22 protein-coding genes are annotated in these 21,130 nt (G+C 64.8%); 4 read left to right on the top strand and 18 right to left on the bottom strand.

The window, feature by feature from the left end; all coding sequences use genetic code 11:
- Positions 1-58: 58 nt before the first annotated feature.
- The 3 genes from F3H57_RS12225 to F3H57_RS12215 are packed head-to-tail and all read right to left on the bottom strand — an operon-like array spanning position 59 to position 2,798.
- Complete coding sequence (locus F3H57_RS12225; protein WP_149756198.1) at positions 59-862, bottom strand: carbohydrate ABC transporter permease; 804 nt, start codon at positions 860-862, stop codon at positions 59-61.
- Positions 859-2,067 carry an ABC transporter ATP-binding protein gene (locus F3H57_RS12220; protein WP_223163067.1) on the bottom strand — a complete coding sequence of 403 codons (1,209 nt, stop codon included), beginning with the start codon at positions 2,065-2,067 and terminating at the stop codon, positions 859-861. The genes F3H57_RS12225 and F3H57_RS12220 overlap by 4 nt, the downstream gene beginning before the upstream one ends.
- Positions 1,998-2,798: an SDR family NAD(P)-dependent oxidoreductase gene (locus F3H57_RS12215; protein ID WP_149756197.1), complete on the bottom strand. Its 801-nt coding sequence runs from the start codon at positions 2,796-2,798 to the stop codon at positions 1,998-2,000. The genes F3H57_RS12220 and F3H57_RS12215 overlap by 70 nt, the downstream gene beginning before the upstream one ends.
- A gap of 116 nt (positions 2,799-2,914) precedes the next feature.
- On the opposite strand from F3H57_RS12215, the gene F3H57_RS12210 reads away from it, so the two are divergent.
- Genes F3H57_RS12210 through F3H57_RS12195 form a run of 4 tightly spaced genes read left to right on the top strand, consistent with a single transcriptional unit; the run spans position 2,915 to position 6,659 of the window.
- Positions 2,915-3,718, top strand: coding sequence for a DeoR/GlpR family DNA-binding transcription regulator (locus F3H57_RS12210; RefSeq protein WP_149756196.1), 804 nt, complete (start codon positions 2,915-2,917; stop codon positions 3,716-3,718).
- Positions 3,675-4,544 (top strand): BtpA/SgcQ family protein, encoded by an 870-nt coding sequence (locus F3H57_RS12205; protein ID WP_223163066.1) that lies wholly within the window; start codon positions 3,675-3,677, stop codon positions 4,542-4,544. The genes F3H57_RS12210 and F3H57_RS12205 overlap by 44 nt, the downstream gene beginning before the upstream one ends.
- A 16-nt stretch (positions 4,545-4,560) precedes the next feature.
- A complete protein-coding gene (locus F3H57_RS12200; RefSeq protein ID WP_149756194.1) occupies positions 4,561-6,042 on the top strand; it encodes an FGGY-family carbohydrate kinase in 1,482 nt (493 codons plus the stop codon).
- Positions 6,043-6,053: 11 nt separating this feature from the next.
- Entirely contained in the window at positions 6,054-6,659 is a 606-nt protein-coding gene (locus tag F3H57_RS12195) for an HAD family hydrolase (RefSeq protein WP_188129674.1), read from the top strand.
- A 59-nt stretch (positions 6,660-6,718) separates the two neighbouring features.
- On the opposite strand, the gene F3H57_RS12190 is transcribed toward F3H57_RS12195, so the two are convergent.
- The 15 genes from F3H57_RS12190 to F3H57_RS12120 form a co-directional block, all read right to left on the bottom strand.
- Positions 6,719-8,137 carry an amidase family protein gene (locus F3H57_RS12190; protein ID WP_149756192.1) on the bottom strand — a complete coding sequence of 473 codons (1,419 nt, stop codon included), beginning with the start codon at positions 8,135-8,137 and terminating at the stop codon, positions 6,719-6,721.
- A gap of 11 nt (positions 8,138-8,148) precedes the next feature.
- Positions 8,149-8,580: an allophanate hydrolase-related protein gene (locus tag F3H57_RS12185; protein ID WP_149756191.1), complete on the bottom strand. Its 432-nt coding sequence runs from the start codon at positions 8,578-8,580 to the stop codon at positions 8,149-8,151.
- Positions 8,581-8,595: 15 nt separating this feature from the next.
- Positions 8,596-9,285: a GntR family transcriptional regulator gene (locus tag F3H57_RS12180; protein WP_149756190.1), complete on the bottom strand. Its 690-nt coding sequence runs from the start codon at positions 9,283-9,285 to the stop codon at positions 8,596-8,598.
- Complete coding sequence (gene hpxZ / locus F3H57_RS12175; protein ID WP_149756189.1) at positions 9,282-9,680, bottom strand: oxalurate catabolism protein HpxZ; 399 nt, start codon at positions 9,678-9,680, stop codon at positions 9,282-9,284. The genes F3H57_RS12180 and hpxZ overlap by 4 nt, the downstream gene beginning before the upstream one ends.
- A gap of 2 nt (positions 9,681-9,682) precedes the next feature.
- The gene (locus tag F3H57_RS12170) at positions 9,683-11,086 is read right to left on the bottom strand and encodes an AtzE family amidohydrolase (RefSeq protein WP_149756188.1); all 1,404 of its coding nucleotides are present in this window, start codon (positions 11,084-11,086) and stop codon (positions 9,683-9,685) included.
- Positions 11,083-11,277 carry a hypothetical protein gene (locus F3H57_RS12165; protein WP_149756187.1) on the bottom strand — a complete coding sequence of 65 codons (195 nt, stop codon included), beginning with the start codon at positions 11,275-11,277 and terminating at the stop codon, positions 11,083-11,085. The genes F3H57_RS12170 and F3H57_RS12165 overlap by 4 nt, the downstream gene beginning before the upstream one ends.
- Positions 11,278-11,280: 3 nt before the next feature.
- Complete coding sequence (locus F3H57_RS12160) at positions 11,281-12,741, bottom strand: amidase (RefSeq protein WP_149756186.1); 1,461 nt, start codon at positions 12,739-12,741, stop codon at positions 11,281-11,283.
- On the bottom strand, positions 12,738-13,706 hold the full coding sequence (locus tag F3H57_RS12155) for an ABC transporter ATP-binding protein (RefSeq protein WP_149756185.1): 969 nt from the start codon (positions 13,704-13,706) through the stop codon (positions 12,738-12,740). Before F3H57_RS12155 ends, F3H57_RS12160 begins: the two co-directional genes overlap by 4 nt.
- The gene (locus F3H57_RS12150; protein ID WP_149756184.1) at positions 13,703-14,680 is read right to left on the bottom strand and encodes an ABC transporter ATP-binding protein; all 978 of its coding nucleotides are present in this window, start codon (positions 14,678-14,680) and stop codon (positions 13,703-13,705) included. Before F3H57_RS12150 ends, F3H57_RS12155 begins: the two co-directional genes overlap by 4 nt.
- Positions 14,677-15,573, bottom strand: coding sequence for an ABC transporter permease (locus F3H57_RS12145; RefSeq protein WP_149756183.1), 897 nt, complete (start codon positions 15,571-15,573; stop codon positions 14,677-14,679). The genes F3H57_RS12150 and F3H57_RS12145 overlap by 4 nt, the downstream gene beginning before the upstream one ends.
- A complete protein-coding gene (locus tag F3H57_RS12140; RefSeq protein WP_149756182.1) occupies positions 15,566-16,579 on the bottom strand; it encodes an ABC transporter permease in 1,014 nt (337 codons plus the stop codon). Before F3H57_RS12140 ends, F3H57_RS12145 begins: the two co-directional genes overlap by 8 nt.
- Positions 16,576-17,262: a cysteine hydrolase family protein gene (locus F3H57_RS12135; RefSeq protein ID WP_223163065.1), complete on the bottom strand. Its 687-nt coding sequence runs from the start codon at positions 17,260-17,262 to the stop codon at positions 16,576-16,578. The genes F3H57_RS12140 and F3H57_RS12135 overlap by 4 nt, the downstream gene beginning before the upstream one ends.
- Positions 17,259-17,951, bottom strand: coding sequence for a cysteine hydrolase family protein (locus F3H57_RS12130; protein ID WP_149756181.1), 693 nt, complete (start codon positions 17,949-17,951; stop codon positions 17,259-17,261). The genes F3H57_RS12135 and F3H57_RS12130 overlap by 4 nt, the downstream gene beginning before the upstream one ends.
- A gap of 76 nt (positions 17,952-18,027) precedes the next feature.
- Positions 18,028-19,638, bottom strand: a complete 1,611-nt coding sequence (locus F3H57_RS12125) for an ABC transporter substrate-binding protein (protein WP_149756180.1) — start codon at positions 19,636-19,638, stop codon at positions 18,028-18,030.
- A 960-nt stretch (positions 19,639-20,598) separates the two neighbouring features.
- The gene (locus tag F3H57_RS12120; RefSeq protein WP_149756179.1) at positions 20,599-21,072 is read right to left on the bottom strand and encodes a YbaK/EbsC family protein; all 474 of its coding nucleotides are present in this window, start codon (positions 21,070-21,072) and stop codon (positions 20,599-20,601) included.
- Positions 21,073-21,130: the final 58 nt, after the last annotated feature.

Raw genomic sequence — 21,130 nt, 5'->3', positions numbered from 1 at the left:
CTTCGGGCCGTTTCGTGCGGCCTCTCGTATTGGTGCGCGGCGACGCCGCGGCGGCGGGTCAGCTGACACCGCCGAAGGACAGGCCGCGGACGAGGTATTTCTGGATGAAGCGCGACACGACCATCAGCGGTACGATGGCCAGTGCGACACCGGCGGCAACCTTGCCGATCTCGACCCCGTTCGAGGTTTGCAGAGCCGCCAGGGCCACCGGAACGGTGGCCGTGGAGGGCCCGCTCAGGATCAGGGCGAACAGGAACTCGTTCCACGCGAGGATGAAGCCGAGCACCACCGCGGCCGCGATACCGGGGCGGGCGACCGGCAGCACCACCAGCAGGAAGGCCTGCCAGTTGGTGGCGCCATCGGTTATCGCCGCTTCCTCGAGGTCGGCGGGAATGCCTTCGAAAAAGCCCATGAGGATCCAGGTCAGGAAAGGCAGGTTCACCACCGCGTAAACGATGACGAGGCCGGTCAGCGAATTGGTCAGACCAAGCTCGCGATAGATCATGAAGGTCGGCAGGGCGAGCGCCACAGGCGGCAGCATCTGCGTCGCCAGGACCGCGAAGCGCGCGGCCTTCCCGCCGGTACGGAACCGGGCGAAGGCATAGCCGGTCAGAGCCGCCAGAGGCGTTGCCAGCAGGACAGAGCCAAGCGCAACGATGATCGAATTGAGGTAATTTCGCCCGAACCCGTTCCCGGCGAACAGCGTCCGGTAATTCTCGGTGCTGAACTCCGGCCAAATCCGTGGATCGTAGGAAAGCTCCGGCGGCACGAGACTGGTGCGCAGCAGCCAGAAGATCGGCAGCGCCACGACGAGACAGATGGCGACAAGCGCGGCGTGGCGGAGCAGGGAGGCGCGGCTCATGCACGCAGGCTTTCGGGATCGGGCCGCGCGAAAGCGGTTTCGGTCTCTGCGTCGAACAAGTGTATGGCGGCGGTGTCGAGGTGCAGAACCACATCGGCTCCGGTCTCGGGCAGAAAGCGGCGGTCGACGCGTGCGGCGATCTGCTGACCCTCAATGTCCAGAAAGAGGATGTTCTCGGCGCCAAGCGCCTCGATCACCTGAAGCCGGCCGCGGACGGCCACGCGCCCGATACCGGGTTCTGCGTAGAAGTCCTCGGCGCGGACCCCCAACGTGAGCGGCCTGTTTCGCGCCGCCGCGTAGGCCTGCTTCTGCGCGGCTGCGAGATCGAAACTCGCAATCTCCGTGTTGATCCGCCCCTCAGCGAGCGTCGCGGGCAGAATATTCATCGGCGGTGAAGACAAAAAGCGTGCCACGAAGATGTTTACCGGGTTGTCGTAGACCTCCAGCGGCCGACCGACCTGCATGATGTGCCCGTCACGCAGGATGCAGATGCGGTCTCCCATGGTCATCGCCTCCACCTGGTCGTGGGTGACGAAGACCGTGGTCTTGCCGTGCTCGCGATGAAGGCGCACCAGTTCGAGGCGCATCTCGGCGCGCAGTGTCGCGTCAAGGTTTGACAGCGGCTCATCCATCAAGAAGACATCGGGCTCACGCACCATTGCACGCCCGAGCGCCACCCGCTGCCGTTGACCGCCGGACAGGGCTGCCGGTTTGCGGTCGAGATACTTGGTCAGCCCCAGTTTATCTGCGGCTGCCACAATGCGCGCATCGCGTTCGCGGCGGCCGACGCCCCGCATCTTCATGCCGAAGCCGATGTTGTCACGCACGCTCATATGAGGGTAAAGTGCGTAGGTCTGGAAAACGACAGCGATGTTGCGGTCGCGCGGCCGTGTGTGCGTCATGTCGCGCCCGCCGATCGACAGGCTGCCGGACGTGATGTCCTCGAGTCCGGCGATCATTCTCAGGGTCGTCGACTTGCCGCAGCCCGATGGCCCGAGAAAACACATGAATTCGCCGTCGCGAATTTCCAGATCGGCGTCCCGAACGCCGTAGATGCCGTGCCCGTAGTCGCGCGAAACGCCTTTCATCACGATGTCTGCCATGGCGCCGTCCTTTCCGGTTGATCCCGTGGCGATCAGGTCATGTAGACGCCGCCGGTGACGTTGATCGCCTGTCCGGTCATGAAGCGCGCGGCTTCGGAGCAAAGGAAGATCGCGACATTGGCCACATCCTCGGGAGTCTCGAGCCGGCCGAGGGGGGTCTGGTCGATATAGTCCTGAACCACTTCGGTGCCGCTGATGCCGCGCAGCGCGCCTTCCCATTCGACTTCGCGGTCCTGCATGCCGGTCTTTACAAAGCCGGGACAGACGGCATTGACGCGGATACCGAGGGGGGCAAGCTCGCGTGCCAGCGCCTGGGTCCAGCCGATCACCGCGAATTTAGAGGCGCTGTAATGGCCAAGAAAGGGTGCGCCAACCTTGCCGGCCAGCGAAGCGGTGTTGACGATCACCCCGGTACCGGTTTTCCGGAAGTGCCGCGCGGCGGCCTGATTGGTGAGAAACACGCCACGCGCGTTAACATTCATGTTGAAGTCCCAATCCTCGACCGTGAGATCGACAGCAGGGCGCATGGAAGACACGCCGGCATTGGCTATGCAGATGTCGACGGCACCGAGCATTTCGACCGCTCGGGCGAAGGCCCGCGTGACCGAGGCCGAATCCCGCACATCCACGCCAAGCCCCACATGTCCGTCGCCAAGCGCGGCGGCGGCCGACTTGGCGGCCTCTTCGTTGATGTCCGCGATGGCAACCGTGACACCCTGCGCGGCGAGGCCGCGGGCGATCGAATGGCCGATGCCTGTGGCACCGCCGGTCAGAAACGCACACTTCGCGTTTAGATCAGGATGTACTTGTTCGCTAAGGGTGTCTTTGGTCATATCGGATGGCTCCTTCGAGGAGATAGAAAACAAAAACACACACGCATGGCAAGCTTTTTGTTTGTATTTGTTGGTTTGGATGTTTACTTTGATCAGCGACGAGGCGCGAGACCACCATGAGCACCAAGATTCGAACACCTGCACAGATCCGGATGAACGCGATCCTGAAGCGTCTGCACGAGGGCGGCTCTGTAGCCGTGGCCGATCTGGCGCGGGACTTTGACGTCTCTGACATGACGGTGCGCCGCGATCTCGCGGAACTGGAGCGCGAGGGATTGCTTGAACGGATCCACGGCGGCGCACGTCGGCGCGCGTCCGGTCCGCTCAAGGTCATCGACGACATCGAGCCGGACTTCGAGGCGCGCGCCGCTCACAACGCCGAGGCCAAGCGGCTTATCGCTGCGGAAGCCGCCAATCTTCTGTCGGGCTTCCGTTCGGTTGCAATCGACGTAGGGAGCACCTGCCTTTTCGCGGCCGAGGCACTGGCGCGCCGCAGCGGCCAGCGGCACGTCTTCACCAACAGCCTGCGCGTGGCCACCTCGCTCGGCGCGATGGGGAAGGAAGTGTATCTGCCCGAGGGGCGCACGCGCCCCAGCGAGCTTTCGATCACCGGCCCCAGTGCCATCGAGAGTTTTTCCAAGCTGCATTTCGAGGTCGCCGTGATCGGCGTGTCGGGCCTGGCCGACGAAGGCTTCTATGACTACTCGATCGAGGACAGCGAGATGAAGAAGATCTACCTTGAACGTTCAGCCCAACGGGTCTTCTTGTGCGATTCAACAAAGTTCCGGCGGCTTTCGACCATTCGCGTCGCCGCATTGTCCGAAGCGTCGGTGCTGATCACCGATGCTCCTCCGCCGTCCGATCTGGCTTCTGCCCTTGCTGGCGCAGGGGTCGAGATCCGGGTGGCAGAGGAAACCTGAACTACCCTTCCCAAGGAGACCCTGTATGCCCTTCGATTTTTTCGGCGGTAAGAACAAAGCCGTCATTTCCATGGCCCATATCGGCGCCCTGCCTGGCTCGCCGCTCTATGACGCCGATCGCGGCATGGACGGGCTGATCGAGGACGTCGTCGCCGACGTCGAAAAGCTTCAGGCCGGCGGCGTCGATGCGATCATGTTCGGCAACGAGAATGATCGCCCCTACGTTTTCAAGGGCTCTCCAGAGAGCGTGGCGGCGATGACCGCTGTCGTGACCGCCGTGAAACCGATACTGAAGGTTCCTTTCGGCGTGAACTATCTGTGGGATCCGCAAAGCTCGATCGCCATCGGCTCCGTCACCGGTGCCGCCTTTGTGCGCGAGATCTTCACCGGCGTTTTCGCTTCCGACATGGGTATCTGGGAACCGAACTGCGCCGAGGCCTCGCGCCTGCGGACGAACCTTCGGCGCGACGACATGAAGATGCTTTTCAATATCAACGCCGAGTTCGCCCATTCCCTGGATCAGCGCCCGATCGAGCTGCGCGCCAAGAGCGCAGTCTTCTCGTCGCTGGCCGATGCGATCCTCGTCTCGGGGCCGATCACCGGCCAGCCGGCAGAGCAGTCGGACCTGCGCAAGGTCTGCGAGACCGTCGAGGACGTGCCGGTGTTTGCGAACACGGGCGTCAACATAGACAATATCGGGGACGTCTTCTCGGTCGCTCAGGGCTGCGTGATCGGGACCCATTTCAAGGTCGACGGCAACACCTGGAAAGCGGTGGACGCCGACCGCGTCAAACGGTTCATGGACAAGGTGGGCACCCTGCGCTGAGCCGGGTGACAGTTTCATGAGCCTGATACTGGGACTGGACATCGGCACCACTTCGACCATTGGCCTGCTGGTGGAGCTGCCGGACAAGATCCTTGCCGTGGACTCGCGCCCGGTGAACCTGCAGTCGCGCAAGGCGGGATGGGCAGAAGAGGACCCCGCCGAATGGTGGGGCAATCTTTGCGAGATCGTACCCGAACTGCTGCGGCGCGCCGGGCGCGAGGCATCGGAGATCATCGCAGTCGGCACCTCCGGCATGTTGCCGGCGGTGGTGCTGCTTGATGCGGAGGACCAGTTGCTGCGCCCGTCGATCCAGCAATGTGACGGGCGCTCGGGTGCCGAAGTGGCCGAGATGCGTGCCGAAATCGACGAGGAAGCCTTCCTTGCACGCGCGGGCAATGGCGTGAACCAGCAGCTTGTCGGCGCAAAACTGCGCTGGCTTGCGAAGCGCGAGCCGCAGGTGCACGCAGCCATTGCGACCGTTTTCGGCTCCTACGACTACATCAACTGGCGCCTCACCGGCGTGAAGACGGTCGAACAGAACTGGGCGCTCGAGGCAGGCGTGACGGACGTGGCGACCGGCACGTTGTCGCCCGAACTCGCCGCGATGACCGGTGTGCCGTGGGACGCGCTGCCGCCGCGAATCGAGAGCGTGTCTTTGCAGGGCCGGGTTACCGCTGCCGCGGCTGCCGCCACCGGACTGGCCGAGGGAACGCCGGTGACTGGCGGCGCCGCCGACATGATCGCTTCCGCGCTCGGCGCCGGGGTGACGCAGGCCGGAGATGTACTGCTGAAATTCGGCGGCGCGGTCGACGTGATGACTGCCACGAACCGGGCCGAACCCGATGCTCGGCTCTATCTCGACTACCACCTCATCCCCGGCCTGTTCATGCCAAACGGCTGCATGTCGACCGGCGGCTCGGTGCTGAACTGGGTGGTACGAACCTTCTGCGAGGGTCGCGGCTTCGGGGGATCGCCCCATGCAGCGCTTGATGCCATGGCCGCCGAAGTCCCGGCCGGCGCGGACGATCTGACGGTGCTACCCTATCTTCTCGGTGAGAAGACGCCCATCCACGATCCTTCGGCGCGCGGTGTGATCGAGGGGCTGACCCTGTCGCATGGGCTCGGGCACATCTGGCGGGCCGTGCTCGAAAGTTACGGCTACGCGCTGCGCCACCACGTGGACGTATTGCGCGACATGGGGCATGAGCCCCGGCGTTTCCTTGTCTCGGACGGCGGCGCCACCAGCACGGTCTGGATGCAGATCGTGGCCGATATCCTCGACTCTCCGGTGCAGCGACTTGGCAGTCATCCGGGTTCTTGCCTCGGGGCCGCATGGACCGCAGCGGTGGGCGTCGGTGCGGCCGATTGGGACGGGATCGGCGCTTTCGTGACCGAAGCAGACCTCATCCGGCCAGACCCGGCGACCCGCGCGACCTATGATGCGGGCTATGCCAGGTTTCACGAGCTCTATGCGCGTCTGAGGGGTATGCGCCAATGACGTGGCGCGGGGTGGCATGGGACATCGACGGCACACTGGTAGACAGTGAGCCGCTGCATCACCGGGTGCTGTTGGAGGTCTGTCTTGACCATTCTCTGGACTTGCGCGCCGATCCCGCCGAACGTTTCCTGGGGGTGCACATGGACGACGTCTGGTTGGCGCTCGCCCCGCAGTTGCCGGGCGTCCCTCGCGAGGCGTGGATGGCGCAGATACAGGACAATTACTGTGCGCGGGTTGCCCGCGACGTCGCGCCGATGCCGCGCGCAGCAGAGACCGTACGCGCGCTCTTTGCGGCTGGGGTGCCCCAGGTGGCGGTGTCCAATTCGGGTCGCCGGGTGGTCGAGGCAAATCTCGGCGCGCTCGGCGTCCGTGAGCAGATGAAGGGGGTGGTGTCGCTGGATGACGTGACCCGGGGCAAGCCCGCCCCCGAACCCTATCTACGGGGAGCGGCGCTGCTCGGTCTGAGACCCGAGCACGTGCTTGTGGTCGAGGACAGCGCCACCGGCGCCGCCTCGGGGCAGGCGGCGGGTATGCAGGTGGCATTCCTCGGCGATCCACCGGGCGGAGCGAGAGGGATTGCAGGCCTGCCCGATGTGGCGGCGATGATGGGGTTGTGACGAAGGGCCGTGGATTCGCGGCCCTTCCTCGTTTCCGATACAGCGCTGACCGGCTCCGCTCACGAGGCCTCGGCGAATTCGGGCTTTCCGGCAAGGCCAGGGGCGATTCCGATCGCGGCGTGCAGCGCGGCGCCGACCCGACAGACAAGGTCGTCACCGAGCGAAGGTCCGATGAGCATTGTGCCGAGAGCGATGCCGTCGCTTCGAAAGCCCGCCGGGATCGACGCCGCGGGCAGGTCGAGGAGATTCACGAAGTTGGTATAGGTCCCCATCTTCGCGTTGAGCGCAATGTTGTCCGCAAGCAGCTCCTCTATCTCATAGGTTGACGGCGTGGTCGGAGTGACCAGCAACTCGACGTCGCGGAAGAGCTGTCGGATTTGCTGTCGATATCCGGCCATGACGTATTGCGCCTTGAAGACGTCCCGGGCGCTGTACTTGCGGCCCCAAGAAAGGATCTCGCGCGTCGGCGGACACAGCGCGTCCTCGTTGCCGTCGAACCTGTCGGCGAAGTTGGCGTAGCGCTGTGCAATGAAGGCTCCGTCGTAGAGCATCTTCGCAGCGGTCAGATAGGGCGTCATGTCGATCTCGACGGCGCTGCCGCCGAGTGTCTCGAGCCGCTCGACATTTTCCCGGAACAGCCGCGCCGACTCGGTGTCGCCATCGGTGTCGAGCGAGGCCGCATCGGGGATGGCAAAGCGGAACGATGCGGGTGGCGGAGCGCAGGACACACGGAAACCTTCGGCCTCGGGCTTCGAGAACGGATCGCCTGGCTCGTAACGGAACCACAGGTTGCTGAGCAGCACGCTGTCTTCCATAGTCAGCGTCAGGAAATTTTCGGTTCCGACCATGCCCGCCATGGAGAGCCCGGCCCGAGGCACGAGTCCGGGTGTGGGCTTGTAGCCGACGATGTTGTTCAGCGCTGCCGGCACCCGGCCTGAGCCCGCCGCGTCATTGGCGACGGCGAAACTCACCAGGCCGGCACCGACGCTGACGCCGCCGCCTGAGGTCGAGCCGCCGGAAATGTAGCGGGTATCGAAGACGCAGTGCGGAATGCCGTAGTCGGTCCGCACGCCGACCACGCCCATACCCAGTTGATCCTGGTTCTGCTTGCCGATCGGGATGCCGCCGGCGTCGATGAGCGTCTGCACCAGCGGGCTCGACGCCTCGGGCATCCTGCCCCACGCGCGCACCGCCGCGGTGGAGGGCACACCTTCGAGGTCGACGTTGTCCTTGATGCCGAAGGGAATGCCGTAAAGCGGCAGCTCCTTCGCCGCGGGATCGGCCATCAGCGTTCGGGCGCGCGCCTTCGAGGTCTCGCGGTCGATGAGGTGGATCCACACATGGTCGTCGCCGCGGGCGGCGATCCGGTCGTAGATGGCGTCGATGAGGTCATCCGGCGTCAGGTCCCCGCGCGCGAAAAGTGCCTTGAGGGTCGCGATGTCCAATGCGCCTGTGGCGCGGTCCCATTGTGTGTTCATGGCAAATCCTTTCACTTGGTCCTGGCCGGTTCGATGCGCTTGGCCAGGAAGGCCCGCCACGATCCGAGCGCGGTAATGTCCTCGGCATCGGTCTGCGCGGCAACGGCCTCGCAGACGAACCCCTTCACCCTGCGCCCGTCCGATAGCTGCAGGGTCCCGACACCAAGCGGGGCGTCGATCGTCGTCATCAACTGGCCGAGGCCCTCTGGAGTGATCGACCAGAGTTCCAGCGCGATCTGTGCACCGCTGCCTGCGGCGCCGCGGATCAGGCCAGGACGGATGGGATCCTGGGCGGTGAGTGCGTAGAACCGATAGCTGTCGTCGGTTCTCGCCTCACCGTGGAATGATGCACCGCATTTGTGCATCCGTGGCTCCAGCGGCATGTCGCGCATATGCGCGCCGCAAACGGCGACCAGAAGCGCTTCGGGTGTCGTAGGTGTCACTGCAAGTGCCTTTCGTCAGATAGGGATGACGCGTTTTTCGCGAAGGTAGGCTTCTGCGGCCTCCATGACGGTCAGGATGTGGCGGCGCATAAGCAACGTGGCCTGCTCGGCGTCACCGCGGTCGATGGCGACGACGACGAGGCCATGCTCCACCTGTGAATTGCCGATCCGCTCCTTCAGGTCGAACTGCGCGGCGCGGAAGGCGGCCACGGACCGCCGAATGCCGAGCGTCGCATCGCGCAGGCTGTCGTTGCCGGCCCCCTCGTAGATCGCTTCGTGAAAGAGCGTGTTATGCGCGCGATAGGCGACGCGGTCGCGCTGCCTGACCAGGGCGAGGCCGGCGTCTTGGATTTCGGCCAGTCGCGCCTTGGCGCCGGCACCCATGCGCCGCGCGGCATAGCCAGCGCAGAGTCCCTCGAGCTCGGCCATGAACTCGAACTTCTCCAGCATCTTCTCGGCCGAGACCTCGGCCACGAAGGCGCCACGATGCGGGCGGGTTTCCACCAGCCCGGCAACGGCAAGCTCTCGAAGCGCTTCGCGTACAGGCGTCCGCGAAACACCGAAATATTCGCCGAGCAACGCTTCTTCGAGTTTCTTGCCGGGCGGCAGCTTGCCCGAGACAATCTGCGCGCTCAACTCGCGCATCACCGCCCCTGCGCTGGTCTCGCCAGAAGCGAGTTGCAGTCGGATGCCGTGTTCCGTCATGCGTCGTCCACCGCGTCGGGAATGACGCTGACATGGGCCGCGACAATGCGCCAGTTGCCATCGATTCTGGCCCAGGTCTGGGACTGCCGGCCGATCTTGCCGGGCGTCCGCCGGAACAAAGCCATCGCCGTGGCGAAGTCGCTGCCGAAGCTGGTGATCACCGTGCGCTCCAGGGTGCGCTCCAGCCCGGTCGCCGGACGCTTCGCGCGGAAGGCGGCGATTTCGTCATGCCCGTGCAGATTTTCGTTGATGCCGTAGCGGATTGTCTTGGGGTCGATGAGGAAAAGCTCGTCCAGCACCGCCACGTCATTGCTCGTCAGCGCGGCTTCGTAGCGCTCGAAGGCAGCGGTAACCTCGGCGAGCGGGCCGGGCAGGTTAATCTCGTCTTTGGTCATGGTTAGGTCTTTTCGAAGGCGGCGACCGGGGCGGCGCAGGTGCGGGAAAGTTCGAGCGCGCGGGCGATACGCAGGGCGACATCCTCGCGCCACGCCGGGGCGATGATCTGCACGCCAAGCGGCATGTGCCCTACGGCGTTCTGAACCGGGACCGATACCACCGGGAGCCCGATGAAGCTGATCGGTTGGGTGTAGATGCCGATATGACTGCGGTAGGGCTGTTCGCGCCCATCGATCCTCAGAGTGTCGCTGTCGATGCGCGGTGCCGGGAAAGGGGTGGTCGGCGTCACGAGCGCGTCGATATGACGGAATACCTCTGCGGCGTCCTCGGCAAACTGCCGGCGCAGCCGCTGCGCGCGCACATAGGCGACGCCTGGCACCAGCGCGCCGGCCATCAGCCGGTCCCGCATCGGACGGCCGAAATCCTCGGGGCGGGTCTGCATCGCCTGGACATGGGTCGCGGCGCCTTCGGCGGCGGTGATCAGCGCCGCCGCGGCTCGGGCCGCCGCCGCGCCGGGCAAATCGGCTTCGAGGTCGACGCCAAGCGCGGCGCAGACCCGGTCGAGCGCGTCCCTTGCAGCGCCTTCGGCCGGTGCGAAATAGCCGACGCCGCGGGCGATGCGCAGCCCGCCGATGCCCTGATCCAGCGTTGCCGAGGCGCGGCAGTGCGGACTCGCGACGCAGGCCGGGTCGCCGGTGTCGCTGCCCTGCATCGCCTCGAGCGCAAGCGCCAGATCCGGCACCGTGCGTGCCATCGGTCCGATATGATCGAGGCTGTCGACGAATGGAAAGGTGCCGCTGCGCGGAATCCGGCCGTACGTGGCCTTCAGCCCGAACAGCCCGCACCACGAGGAAGGCACCCGGATCGAACCGTTGGTGTCCGATCCGACGGTCAGCGGAACCATGCCCGCCGCGACAGCGGCGCCCGAGCCGCCGGAGGAGCCGCCCGATCGCCGGTCCAGATCATGCGGGTTGCGGGTCGAGCCGACGTGGTCGTTCTCGCCCGTGAAATCATAGGCATACTCGCCCATGTTGAGCGCGCCCACGAGAACTGCGCCCGCCGCTTCCAGCCGCGCGACCACCGAGGCGTCGGCGGCGGCGGGCGCGTTGTCCATGTTGATCCTCGACCCCGCGCGGGTGATGATTCCTGAAATATCGACAAGGTCCTTCACCGCGAATGGCACGCCCGCCAACGGGCCAACGTCTTCACCCGCCGCGATGCGCGCATCCAAGTGATCTGCAGTTTCCAGGGCGCGCGCGTCTGTCAGTGTGGTGAAGGCGACGAGCGACCCGTCGGTCTGCCGGATACGTTCGAGCGAGGTTTCGACCGACTGCCGCGCGGTCATGCGGCCACCGCGGACGGCCGCGGCGATCTCGTGGGCGGACAAGTTTATCCAGGTGGTCATTCAGCGATCTCCGGCGGAAGTGACCAGACCGGAGCATTCTCGCAGCGCGGACGCAGCGGCGCGGCCATGACTGTCGCCACAAGGGCCGAATTCTGCTCGACCACGGCGGCAATCGCGCCGAGGCGCGTCCCGTCTGGTTTCATGCCGAGGGCCGCGAGGCCGCGGCGCACTTCGTCTTCGGTCACGGCCATGGTTCAGGCGGCCTCCAGCTTGTCGAGAAGGGCAGGGCGCACCCCCGACCAGGGACGGGCGGCTTCGAACGCGGCCGCGGCGCGCAGCACCAGCGGGTCGTCGAGATGGCGACCGACGATCTGCAGTCCGACCGGAAGCCCATCCTTCGTCAGCCCCGCGGGGACGGATGCGGCGGGCTGGCCGGTCATGTTGAAGGGAAAGCAGAAGCCCAGCCACGCCGCCGGATCGACAATCCGGCCATCTGTCTTCTCGGGGCCCTGCATGTGCAGCGCGAAAGGCGGCACGGTCAGAGTGGGCGACAGCAGCAGGTCGTACTGTCCGAAGAACTTCGCCGCGATATTGCACAGTTTCTTGCGTGCCATGTTCGCGTTGGTCAGCATCTCGTCGCCGTGACGGGCCTGAAGCAGCTTCACCAGATGCGGGGACATGTCCCTGGCGCGATCGGGCAGCCAGGCGCGCATCCCGGCAAGGTCGCTGTCGGCCAGCACCAGACCCCAGAAATCCTCGCCCGGATCGTCCCAGCCCGGATCGGCGGCCACCAGCTCGCAGCCGAGGGCGCTTTCGAAGACTGTCACCGCGTCCCGCACCACGCGGCGGACCTCGGGATCGACGGCGAGATAGCCGAAGTCCTCACTGAATGCGATGCGCAGCCTGGGGAGCACTCCGTCCTTGGCCGCATCGAGCCAGGCGACGTCATTGGGGATGGTGTGTCTGTCGCGCATGTCCGGTCCGGCAATCACCGACAGCATCAGAGCCGCGTCCGACACGCTGCGCGACATCGGCCCGATATGTTCGAGGCTTTCCCAGCTAGAGACGCCGGGATAACGCTCGTCGCGGCACCCAGGCCAGAGCGGCACCCGCCCCATTGAGGCCTTGATGCCGACCAGGCCGCAATGCGCCGACGGGATGCGGACGGAGCCGCCGCCATCGGAACCGATGGCAAAAGGAGTGACCCCGGCGGCAACCGAAGCGCCCGATCCGGCGGAGGAACCGCCCGGTGTCAGCTCCGTGTTCCAAGGGTTGCGGGTCGTCTCGAACACCGGGTTGTGGCCGACGCCGCTGTAGCCGAATTCCGGCACATTGGTCTTGCCGAGGATCACTGCGCCCGCGGCCTTCAGCCGCTCGACCGCGATGTCGTCGTCCTGGGGAATGAAATCGCGATAGACGGTCGAACCCATCGCGGTGACCAGATCCTTCGTTGCCACCAGGTCCTTGATGCCCACGGGCACGCCGGCGAGCGGGCCCAGAGCCTCGCCCGCGGCCCGTGCCGCATCGACCGCGGCCGCGGTCTTGCGGGCCAGCTCGGGCGCAGGGGTGCAGAAGGCATGCAGATGCGGCTCGGTCAGTTCCATGCGCGCGATCGCGGCCTCGGTTACCTCGGTGGCCGACAGGCGCTTGCTTCGAACAGCTTCGGCGATCTCGCCGGCGGAGAGCGCGGCGTAACTTTCATGCGTCAAACTCATGCGGGAAGGTCCTTTTGGTTAAGGCGGAAATGGCACGCGGCGGCGTGGCCTCCGTGCTCGATCAGCGGCGGCGCCGTCTGCGCGCAAAGCTCCTGGCCCATGGGGCAGCGCCCGTAGAAACGGCAGACATTCGGATCGGGGTCGATCGGACTGCGCGGCTCGCCATCGAGGCGCACGCGCTCCATCTCCGCGGCGCCGGGAATCGCCGAGAGCAACGCCTTGGTGTAGGGATGCGCCGGCCGTTCGAAGATGTCCTTCACCGGCGCGCATTCGATGATCTTTCCAAGATACATCACCGCGACCCGGTCGCAGACCAGCTTGACGACATTGAGATCGTGGCTGACGAACAGATAGCTCATCCCCAGCGTCTCGCGCAGTTCTCCGAGCAATTGCAGGATCACTACCTGCACCGACACGTCGAGCGCCGAGGTCGGTTCGTCGAGTATGAGCAATTCAGGGCGCAGTATGATGGCGCGTGCGATGCCGACGCGAGCCTTCTGACCCCCGGACAGCTGATGCGGATAACGGCTCAGAAGCTCCGGCGGCAGGCGGGTGATGCGTGCGGCTTCATGCACGGCCTCGGTTACCTCGGTCCGGGTCTTCCTGCCGCCCAGACGGCGCAGCGGGTCGGCGATGCTGTCGAATATGCGGAACTGCGGGTTGAGGCTGTCGGTCGGGTCCTGAAATACCACCTGAATGCGCTTGCGCTCTGCGTGGGTGCCGAAACGGCGTGCGGGAATGTCGCCGATGCTCTGTCCGTCGATGCGGATCGCACCGGTGGTCGGATCGATCAGTCTGGACAGCACACGCACAAGAGTGGATTTTCCACAGCCGGACTCACCGACAAGACCAAGACTTTCTCCACGTGATATGGTCAGGCTGACCCCGTCCACCGCGTGCAACTGGCCCGAGCCTGTCGGGTAGATCTTCGCGACGTTCTCCAGCTCCAGAAGCGGGGCAGTCATTCGCTTTCCCTCCATGGCATGTGGCATGCGACCTCGTGGCTGGCGTCCAGTTTTACCCGGGGGAGCGGTGCGGCGCAGGCGGGCGTGCTCTGCGGACAGCGATGGACAAATCGGCAGGGCGGCAGTTCTCTGCGCAGGTCGGGCAGCGAGCCGGGAATGGCTGCCAGTTCGGACAGCGTGGTGGCACCGTGCGGCGTCGCCTGCATCAGCAGGCCGGTGTATGGATGTGTCGCGCGCTGGAATATGTCGGTCGTCGTGCCCTGTTCGACGATGTGACCGGCGTGCATGACCGCGAAGCGATCGCAGTATTCCGCTGCCAGCGTCAGGTCGTGGGTGATCAGGATCGTGGACATCTGCCGTTGCGAGGATTTCTCGCGGATGAGGTCCATGATCACCGCCTGCGTGGTCACGTCGAGTCCGGTGGTCGGTTCGTCAGCGATCAGCAGTTCCGGCTCGCTGGCAAAGGCCAGCGCGATCATCACGCGCTGGCACATGCCGCCGGACAGCTCGAAAGGATAGGCGTGATAGCGACGCTTTGGGTCGGGTATGCGCACCTCCGCCAGCGCCATGATCGCCGCTTCATGGGCTTCGCGCTTGGGCATGGCGCGGTGTGCCCGCAGCACATCGACGATCTGATCGCCGATGGAGCGGATCGGGTTCAGCGCGGCGCGGGCGTTCTGGAAGATCATCGTCATGCGCTTGCCACGCAAGGAGGCGACCTCGGCATCGCTCGCGCTACGCAGGTCCACCCCGCCACAAACCATGCGGTCGGCGGTCACATGCGCCGAGCTGCCAAGCAGTCGCATCACCGCATAGGCGGACACGGATTTCCCCGAACCGCTTTCGCCGACCAAACCCATGGTCTCGCCGCGTACGAGCTGGAAAGAGACGCTTTCAAGCGCGTGAACCATGCCGTCGCGGGTGGCGAAATCGACCTTGAGGTTCCGGATGTCGAGGATGGGAACCTGGGTCATGTTCGGCCTTTCGGATCAATGATGTCGCGCAGTCCGTCGCCGAGCAGGTTGAAGCAGAACACGGCGAGTACCAGCGCCGCCCCGGGAAAGAAGAAGATCCACCATTCCCCGGAAAAAATGTAATTGGCGCCTTCCGAAACCATGATCCCCCATTCGGGGGTAGGTGGGCGGACACCGAGGCCGATGAACGAAAGACCCGCGGCGTTCAGGATCGCCCAGCCGAGGTTGAGCGAGACCTGTACCATCATCGGCGGCAGGATGTTCGGCACGAGGTGCACGGCGAGGATGCGCGCCGAAATATTGCCGCTGAGCCGGGCTGCCTCGACGAAGCCCGCGTCGCGGCGACTGTTCACCTCGGCCCGTGCAAAGCGGATGTAGAAGGGCAGGTTGATGATCGCGGTGGCGTAGACGATGTTCCACACCGTGTTGCCGAGCGCCGCGACCACGCCCATGGCCAGCACGAACAGCGGGAAGGCCATGATCGTGTCGACCATCCGCCCGACGAGGCGATCGGTCCAGCCGCCGAAATACCCGGCCGCGGCCCCGAACCCGAGCCCGAGAACGAAGGAGATCGAGACTGCTGCGATGGCGATACCGAAGTCTACCCGCGCGGCGACGATGGTGCGGCTCAGCACGTCCCGTCCCAACTGGTCGGTGCCGAACGGATGTGCCCAGCTTGGCGGCTGCAGCGTGTCGGTGGACGTCGCAAGCGCATCGTAGGGCGCGATCGCCTCCCCGAAAATCGCTGCAATCACGAAGAGGGAGAAAAGCGCCATCGCGAAGGCGGTCAGCGGGTTGGACTTCATCGCATGGACAAAGCCCGACCAGAAATTGGCGAGCAGCGACGGCTCTTTCTGCGTATCGATTGCGGAAGGTCCGGTATGGTCAGTCATCGTAACGCACCCTCGGATCGACGATCATGTTCAAGATATCCACGCCCAGATTGAGCAGGATGTAGAGGACGGCCATCATGACGACGAAGCCCTGTATCGCCGCATAGTCCGACGTCAGCACTGCCTCGACTGCGTAGGTGCCGATGCCGGGCCAGCCGAAGACCTGCTCGATCAGCACATTGGCTCCGAGCAGGAAGGAAAAGATCATACCCAGGATATTGACCACCGGCAGCAGGGCGTTTCGGAACCCGTAGGTCCACAGGATCTTGCGACGGGGCAGGCCCTCGGCCCTGGCGGTGGTGATGAACTCGCTGCCAAGAACTCCGATCATGGATGCCCGCGTCATCCGCGCCAGCGGCGCCAGCGCGAAGAGTCCCAGCGAGATTGCCGGCAGGACGAGCTGGCCGAGCGCGGCGCGTGCTGTTCCGACGTCGCCCGCGATCAGTGCATCTATGGTGAAGAATCCGGTCACCGTCGGCGGGACCGGGAAGTAGATCGCAAGTCGGCCGATCGGCGACGGCGCCCAGCCGAGCTTGTAGTAGAAGACGAATATCAGCACCAGCGCGGTGAAGAACGAGGGGAAGGCAGCGGCGGCGGTTACCGTGCCGCGGCACAGGTGATCGATCCAGGAGCCAGGGTTGACCGCGGCCCAAAGGCCCAGCGGCACCGCCACGACAATGGCGAAGAGCAGCGCGTAAAGTGTCAGCTCGAAAGAGGCGGGCAACCGTCGCACGAGGTCGGTCAGCACCGGCTGACCCGAATTGAACGACCGTCCCAGATCGCCCTGAACAAGATCGCCGACATAGGTCACGAACTGCGCCGGCAGCGGTTGGTCGAGCCCGAGCCGCGCCTTGGTCTCTGCAATCGACTCCGCCGTGGCGGAGGGGCCGGCGAAATAGGCAGCCGGATCGCCGGGGAGAGTATGGCTGATCACGAAGGTGACGATGATGACCCCGATCAGGCTTGGCACCGCACTCAAAAAGCGTTTGGCGATCAACTTGATCATTCCAGCGCCTCAAACAGCTGCGCCGAGGTGCCGACGGTGCCGAAGAGACCGTCGCCCATCTTCGTGAAGGTCAGGATCGCATCGTGGTTGTGCGTCAGCGTGGCGGCGCAGCAATCGTCCAGCAGCATACATTCGAAGCCGCGGTCATTGGCGTCGCGCATGGTGGTGTGCACGCAGCAATCGGTGGTCACTCCGGTGAAGATCAGGTTGCGGATTCCGCGTGCATGCAGGATCTGCTCGAGGTCGGTGGCATAGAAGGCGCCCTTGCCGGGTTTGTCGATGATCGGCTCGCCCGCCGCAGGGGCGAGCTCCGGCACGATCTCCCAGCCTGGCTCGCCGCGGGTCAGCATCCGGCCGCAGGGGCCGGAGGTGCCGATTTCGGCCCCCTCGCGGGCCGACCGCCAGCGCTTGTTCTCGTTGAGGTCGGCGAGGTCGGGCCGGTGGCCTTCACGGGTGTGGATGACCGGGAAGCCGAGCGCGCGCATCCGCCCGAGCACCGCACGGATCGGCTCGACGACGGCGCGCATCGGTGCCGGATCGGCGCCATGCTGGCCGACCCAGCCTTCTGGGTCGCAGAAGTCGCGCTGCATGTCGATGATGATCAGTGCCGTGTCGGCGGGCGAGAAGCCCCCGTCGAAGGGCCAGGCGTAGGGCTCGGAATTGACTTGGAAATAGGCGGTCACGCGGCGTCTCCCGTCACGCTTGCGATGACGTCATCAGAGGCCGCGATCGATCCCCATAGACCGTTCGAGAGGCGGAAGACCTCGATCTGTGCCTCGTGGTTGGAATGATCGGCGGCGCCACAGCAATCTTCGAGCAGCAGGCATTCGTAACCGCGGTCGTTGGCGTCGCGCAGAGTGGATTGCACGCAGCAATCGGTGGTCACGCCGGCGATCATCAGGTTGCGGATGCCGCGGGTGCGCAACACGGTGTCGAGGTCGGTGCCCATGAAGGCACCCTTTCCGGGCTTGTCGATCACCACCTCGCCCTCGGCCGGGGCAAGTTCCGGAATGATATCCCAGTTCGGCTCGCCGCGGATCAGGAAGCGTCCGAGCGGACCCATGGCGCCGATGCCCTTGCCGTTCAGCCTTTGCGAGCGCCAGAGCTTGTTCGCCGGCAGATCGCTCAGATCGGGCCGATGCCCTTCGCGGGTGTGAATGATGGTGTAGCCAGCAGGACGCAGCACATTCAGCAGGCTCTGGATCGGTCCGATCGCACGGCGTGTATTGCGCAGATCCACGCCGCGGGAATGCACCCAACCGCCTTCGCCGCAGAAGTCGATCTGCATGTCGATGATGATGAGCGCGGTATTTTCGGGGCGCAGGTCTCCGTCAAAGGGCCATGGGTATAGGCCCTGAACATGCGAGGTCATGTGGAGGCTCCTAGCAAATTTGGATGTCTTCGGGTGGCGTCGGCGGGAGATGCCCCGGGCATCCCCCGCCACATCGTCATTCGGCTCGCGAAATGGTGCGGAAATCCAGGAAGGTGTGGAACCAGTAGACGTAGCCTTCGATGTCGTTCTGCATCGCGACATCCATGAAGTCCTGAGCCACCGGGATCTTCGGAAGCGTTGTCATCACATGGTCGATGATGCCGGTGATCTCTTGGTCGTAGGCGGCGCTGTCGGTCTCGAAACGTGCCTTCTGGATCATCTCGTCAAGTGCCTCGTCTTGCTGCGAGGCGACGTTGAACACCGAGTTGTTGGCGCCATAGTAGGTCCAGTAGAAATGGTACTCCGGCCAGTCGAGCCATGCATGGAAGCTGGTCACGGCCATCGGCATGGATTTGTCGAGCATCTTGGAGAACCAGTTGGAGCCCGGCACCTTCTCGACCGTCACGTCGACGCCGATCTTCGCGAGGTTCTGCTGGATCAGCAGCGCCATCGGTTCGCGCGTGGTGGCACGCGACAGGTCAAGATAGATCGTGCTTTCGAAACCGTCGGGGTAGCCGGCTTCGGTCAGCAGTTCCTTCGCCTTGTCCAGATCGGTGTGATAGGGGCTCGGTACCGGCCAGGCGACGTCATATTCACTTCCGGGTTCGGCGCCGAACATTGGTGCGGCACGACCGTAGAAGGCATCGCTCATGATCGCCTCGTAGGGAATGGCATATGCCATCGCCTCGCGCACCTTCGGATTGTCGAAGGGCGGCATGTTGACATTCATCTCGAGGTTCACGATGGCCGATTGCTTCGGTACGCCGATGACCTTCACCTCGTCTGAATCCGCAAGTTCTGCGAAATCCTTGGGCGGCAGGCCGACTGAAACATCCGCGTCGCCGCTTTCCAGCAGCGCGCGACGGGTTCCGGCGGAGGCAATCTGGCGATAGACCACGGTCTTCATCGCCGGCAGGTCGCCGTTCTTCCAGTCGTCGAAGCGACTGAAAACGATCTCGTTGCCGGGCGTCCAGCGGACCACGTCGTAGGCGCCGCCGCCAGCGGTATTGTTCGCCAGCCATTCGGTCGCCCAAGGGTCATCATCGGTCGCATGTTCCAGCGCGAGGTCCGAGTTGATGACGATCGGAATCGGGGTCGTGAGGTCGGGCAGCGCGAGCTTGTTGCCGTCCGGCACGGTGATCCTGAACGTATGCGTGTCCAATGCCTCGAACTGGTCGGGCTCGGTCATCGAACCGGCGCCCATCTGGATCAACGGGAAGCCCCCGGCCTCCACGGCTCGGTCGAACGACCATTTGACGTCCTTGGCCTCGACCGGCGAGCCGTCGTGGAACGTGGCATCCTCACGCAGATGGAAAGTCAGCTCGGTGCCATCTTCGCTGACGTCCCAGCTGGTGGCCAGTTCCGGCAAGACCTCGGTCTTGTCGTAGACGAGGGTTCCGTCTTCCAGCGTCTTGACCCCGTGTTTGACCAGCCGATCGTAGACGTGGAGCGCAACGAGGCGCGTGTAATCGTTGGACGTGGGGGTCTGGGTGTCGAGGGAGTTTGGCCCTTGCTCGCCCACGGCAATAATCACGTCTTCGCGCGATTGCGCCACCGCAGGCAAGGCCGCCGAGGAGGCGATCAGCGCGCTGAGACCCAGCGTCTTGATCGTGGCAGAAATGGTCATTTCAAGCTCCTGTTGGATCGGTTCGAGACTCTCTGCGGCGCGAAGCTGCGCCTCGGGTCTCGCGGCCATTCAATGCGTTGCGCAGCGGCGGAGCGACCGTCACGTCAATGCAATGATTTCAAACGGCTCCTGATGGTTAATGTTTGTTCAAGTATGCAAGTAAAGATTAATTAGCGGTCTCTTTTGTGATATTCACACAAAATGAACTTATTATATGTGCGAGTAAACATGCTGGGCGCGCTGATGTTGGATGCCGGGGCATCAGTCACCGCATGTTGTCTGGCAAAGGACTGAATGACCCCGCGCACTTCCGTCGCCTTTGTGTCTCGGTTTCTGCTGCCGCTCGAACCTGAGCGGCAGCAGCACTCCGATCTGTGCATGGTCTTGCTGTAAATGCCGGCTCTTCCTCGTCGGATAAGCTGAGTCCGGTCCAACGTGAGGAGCGGAAGATGACCAGATTGAAGTCCAGCGAAGAGCCGGTCATCCAGTGGCCGGCAGGCGATCACGAAGCGGTCGGCCGGGAGGGCTGCTCCGCAGGGAACGGCGGGTATCTGCCGTAAGCGCGATGGGTTCGGTCGCGCGTCGTCCGCGTCGTGGACGAACTCATGGCAGTATGGAGGGCGCACCGTTGTCCGACCGACGATGGCGAGTGACGAATTCAAGAAGGAGGCGCCGATGATTCCCGGGTGAAGTCCTGAGCCTTCCTTCCTTCTCCGGGTGCAACGGCACGTGCGGTGGCATCGACGCCCGGTTCCGCAACGAGCCGCTCGACGGAGAGGTCTTCCGCCCGCTCCGCGAGACCGACGTCCTCATCGAGCGGTGGCAGCGCTCCGAGCTGCAGGCCCCCGTTGCCGGCTCCTACGACGCTCGGTTCGCTGAGGTGTTTGGCTGGAACGAAGCGACGTTCTCCGAGGTCAGACCGCCCAGCCGGGGCCGGCGCGCACGGCGGCTGCGGCCGCCTCATTGCTTGACAACGAACTCCGCCGGGACGGCGCCCGTCAGGTCGGGGAGCCGCCCGGGGGCGATGGCGAAGACATGTCGCGGCGTGCCCGCCGCCGCCCAGACCACGTCGAAGTCCAGAAGGCGCGGGTCGATCCAGGCGCGGATCGGGTTGATGTGCCCGACCGGGGCCACGCCGCCGATGGCGAAGCCGGTCTGGGCCCGGATCAGCTCGGCGTCGGCCTTGCCAAGCGGCTCGCCCACCAGCGCCGCGGCTGCGTCATCGTCCACGCGATTGCCACCGGCGGTCAGGAACAGGACGGCCTCGCCGCTGGCGGTCGCGCGGTAGATGATCGACTTGGCGATCTGGTCGATCTCGCACCCGACGGAGGCTGCGGCCTCCGCCGCCGTGCGGGCCGCGCCGACCTCCAGGATCTCGGGCGCAACGCCCGCATCTTCCAATGCTGCGCGCACCCGCTTGAGGCTCTTGCTCATGTCCCGTTCCCCATCTGTCCCGGCCGGCGCGACGCAACACCAAAGTCGCCCCCGGCGC

The organism is Roseivivax sediminis (assembly GCF_900112685.1).
Classification (GTDB): Bacteria; Pseudomonadota; Alphaproteobacteria; order Rhodobacterales; family Rhodobacteraceae; genus Roseivivax; species Roseivivax sediminis.
The sequence above is the reverse complement of the archived record's forward strand: the minus strand, read 5'-3'. Positions and strand labels throughout refer to the sequence as shown.

What these genes read in the sequence shown, in the direction of transcription:
- F3H57_RS12165 (WP_149756187.1), bottom strand. Translation starts at nt 11,277, where the DNA reads ATGGCCGTGACCGAAGACGAAGTGCGCCGCGGCCTCGCGGCCCTCGGC.
- F3H57_RS12140 (WP_149756182.1), bottom strand. Translation starts at nt 16,579, where the DNA reads ATGATCAAGTTGATCGCCAAACGCTTTTTGAGTGCGGTGCCAAGCCTG.
- hpxZ (WP_149756189.1), bottom strand. Translation starts at nt 9,680, where the DNA reads ATGACCAAAGACGAGATTAACCTGCCCGGCCCGCTCGCCGAGGTTACC.
- F3H57_RS12120 (WP_149756179.1), bottom strand. Translation starts at nt 21,072, where the DNA reads ATGAGCAAGAGCCTCAAGCGGGTGCGCGCAGCATTGGAAGATGCGGGC.
- F3H57_RS12150 (WP_149756184.1), bottom strand. Translation starts at nt 14,680, where the DNA reads ATGACCCAGGTTCCCATCCTCGACATCCGGAACCTCAAGGTCGATTTC.
- F3H57_RS12225 (WP_149756198.1), bottom strand. Translation starts at nt 862, where the DNA reads ATGAGCCGCGCCTCCCTGCTCCGCCACGCCGCGCTTGTCGCCATCTGT.
- F3H57_RS12125 (WP_149756180.1), bottom strand. Translation starts at nt 19,638, where the DNA reads ATGACCATTTCTGCCACGATCAAGACGCTGGGTCTCAGCGCGCTGATC.
- F3H57_RS12200 (WP_149756194.1), top strand. Translation starts at nt 4,561, where the DNA reads ATGAGCCTGATACTGGGACTGGACATCGGCACCACTTCGACCATTGGC.
- F3H57_RS12160 (WP_149756186.1), bottom strand. Translation starts at nt 12,741, where the DNA reads ATGAGTTTGACGCATGAAAGTTACGCCGCGCTCTCCGCCGGCGAGATC.
- F3H57_RS12130 (WP_149756181.1), bottom strand. Translation starts at nt 17,951, where the DNA reads ATGACCTCGCATGTTCAGGGCCTATACCCATGGCCCTTTGACGGAGAC.
- F3H57_RS12190 (WP_149756192.1), bottom strand. Translation starts at nt 8,137, where the DNA reads ATGAACACACAATGGGACCGCGCCACAGGCGCATTGGACATCGCGACC.
- F3H57_RS12170 (WP_149756188.1), bottom strand. Translation starts at nt 11,086, where the DNA reads ATGACCACCTGGATAAACTTGTCCGCCCACGAGATCGCCGCGGCCGTC.
- F3H57_RS12210 (WP_149756196.1), top strand. Translation starts at nt 2,915, where the DNA reads ATGAGCACCAAGATTCGAACACCTGCACAGATCCGGATGAACGCGATC.
- F3H57_RS12155 (WP_149756185.1), bottom strand. Translation starts at nt 13,706, where the DNA reads ATGACTGCCCCGCTTCTGGAGCTGGAGAACGTCGCGAAGATCTACCCG.
- F3H57_RS12180 (WP_149756190.1), bottom strand. Translation starts at nt 9,285, where the DNA reads ATGACGGAACACGGCATCCGACTGCAACTCGCTTCTGGCGAGACCAGC.
- F3H57_RS12215 (WP_149756197.1), bottom strand. Translation starts at nt 2,798, where the DNA reads ATGACCAAAGACACCCTTAGCGAACAAGTACATCCTGATCTAAACGCG.
- F3H57_RS12145 (WP_149756183.1), bottom strand. Translation starts at nt 15,573, where the DNA reads ATGACTGACCATACCGGACCTTCCGCAATCGATACGCAGAAAGAGCCG.